2 protein-coding genes are annotated in these 1,804 nt (G+C 74.7%); both read right to left on the reverse strand.

All coding sequences use genetic code 11. The features are described from left to right. A partial coding sequence (locus AB0O29_RS35560; protein ID WP_365160482.1) for an FAD-dependent oxidoreductase occupies window positions 1–904 on the reverse strand: 904 nt, incomplete at its 3' end. Then, a complete protein-coding gene (locus AB0O29_RS35565) occupies window positions 901–1,734 on the reverse strand; it encodes an MAB_1171c family putative transporter (RefSeq protein ID WP_365160485.1) in 834 nt (277 codons plus the stop codon). The genes AB0O29_RS35560 and AB0O29_RS35565, both read right to left, overlap by 4 nt. Between the last annotated feature and the right edge of the window lie 70 nt (window positions 1,735–1,804).

Below are 1,804 nucleotides of genomic sequence, written 5' to 3' on the forward strand. Positions count from 1 at the left end.
TCCTGCTCAGGGACACCCCGGTGAGGGGCTCCAGCCCGGAGAGGATCTCCCCGACCACGGGATGCCGCAGCCCGCGCGGGAACGCGGCGAAGTCCCCGGCGTCCCCGCTCGGTTCGCCCGCCCGGGTGCCCGTCTGCGTGACGATCCACCGGCCGCCCTCGACCGGCAGGATGCTCGCGCTCTGCCCCGGGCTCCCGCTGCGCGGATCCGACTGCACGCTGACGATGGGGAAGCCCGCCGCACCCTCCGGGGCCCGGAAGACACGGGTCGCGTAGACCAGGCCGAGGTCCAGCGAGCGCTCGGGCGCCGGGCGCACGCCCAGTTCCTCCAGGTGGCGGGGGGTCCGCGAGGCGCGCCCGCTCGCGTCGACGACGAAGTCGGCCTCCACCGTCCGCTCGCGGGCGTCCGCTTCGCGCACCCGCACCCCGGTGACGCGGGACGCGCTGCCGGTCAGGCCCTCGACCCGGGTGCGCCGCAGGACCACGACCCCGCCGGCGGCCAGCACGTGGTCGCGTACGACGGAGTCCAGGAGGTCGCGGCTGCACCCCAGGACGAAGTGGGTCTCACGGCCCCAGCGCCGGAACCAGCCCTGGGAGCTGAGCGCGACCATCCCGGTCGGGATCGGGATGTGGTTCGCGCCGGCCGCGAGCCACCGGTCGGTGATCCCCGGCAGCAGCGCCTCGGCGGCGCGCACGCCGCCGCTCCAGAACATGTGCGCGTGACGTGCCTGCGGAAGCCCCTTGCGGGGGAGCGGCCCGTCGGGCAGCTCGTCGCTCTCGACGACGAGGACCTCGTCGACCGCGCCGCGCAGCGCGGCGGCCGCCAGCATTCCGGCCAGGCCCCCGCCGATGACGAGGGCCCGCCGACGGACCGGCCCGGCGGGAGCCGTGAACGTGGACGTCATGACACCATCTTCCGCGCCACCGACGACGTCCCGTGCCCGCTCCGGCCGTGGTCGGCGGCCGCGAAGCCGCCGCGCGCCGCCGTGACCCGTACCGCGTCGGAGAGGCGTACGAGCCCCTCGTCACTGTCGATCAGACCCTCCACGCCGCCGTCGCAGCCGCTGCCTTCGCCGCTGCGGAGGGAGTCGAACGCGGCGATCACCAGGGCCGCGTGCGCCGCCGCCTCCGGCTTCAGCGCGCCCGGGCCCGTCGTCAGCACCCGCTCGTCCGTCGGGGCGCCCGTGCCCGTACCCCCTTCGAGGTAGGGGGCGAGGAGCCGCAGCCCGTCGCGGATGTCGCAGGTCCGCCGCAGGTGGCGCCTGCTCAGCGAGGACCACGCGGGGATCCGCACGAGCTCGTACGGGATGACCACGCGCATGATCTCCCACAGCGGACCGAGCCGGTGGTACCGCGACCGCAGCCGCCACTGCTTGCACAGGTTCTGGCCGATCGCGGGGAGGGCGAACCCGACGCACTGGAGCAGCGAGGAGAGGGCGGCCATCGACGGGGCCACCGTGGTGCTGATGCCGTCCCAGTCGTGTCCGGTCCAGCGTGCGCCGACGGCGAGCAGCTTGCCCGCCGTGTACCCCATGCCCAGGACCCCTCCCGCCACGATGAGGACGAGTCCGGCGCGCAGCAGACCGGTGACCTCGCGCGCCCAGCGCCAGCACAGCACCGACAGGACGGCCGTCGCCACCGCGTGCGCGACGAGGTAGAGGACGATCATCTCGCGGAGGTACGGGGTGGTGGAGTAGTAGGTGTCGAAGTCCTGGAGCCGCTTCTGCAACGGCATCGTCGGCCTGTCCCTGTTCGTGGGCGCCCAGCGCAACCGGGTCGCCGTCTTCAACGCGGAGGGTTCCGGC

Source organism: Streptomyces sp. NPDC089915 (assembly GCF_040684675.1).
Lineage (GTDB): Bacteria > Actinomycetota > Actinomycetes > Streptomycetales > Streptomycetaceae > Streptomyces.